Raw genomic sequence first — 297 nt, 5'->3', positions numbered from 1 at the left:
ACGAGGTGGGCTTCAACCACTTCTTCCGCGGCAAGGACCACCCCGGCGGCGGGGACCAGGTCTTCTTCCAGGGCCACGCCTCCCCCGGCATGTACGCGAGGGCGTTTATGGAAGGCCGGCTCTCCGAGGAGGACCTGGACGGGTTCCGGCAGGAAAAGTCCCGCGAGGGCCACGCCCTGTCCTCGTACCCGCACCCGCGGCTGATGCCGTCGTTCTGGGAATTCCCCACGGTCTCGATGGGCATCGGGCCGATGAACGCGATCTACCAGGCCCAGTCCAACCGCTACCTGCACAACC

The 297-nt window shown here is 67.0% G+C and carries 1 pseudogene; it reads left to right on the top strand.

The annotated features are described in order from the left end of the window. Positions 1–297: pseudogene (locus tag AC5RUQ_RS20960) on the top strand (pyruvate dehydrogenase (acetyl-transferring), homodimeric type); the annotation flags it as partial.

This window comes from Arthrobacter sp. MDT2-3, assembly GCF_059090465.1.
Note: the sequence above shows the minus strand (reverse complement) of the source record. Positions and strands in the feature narration are given on the sequence as shown.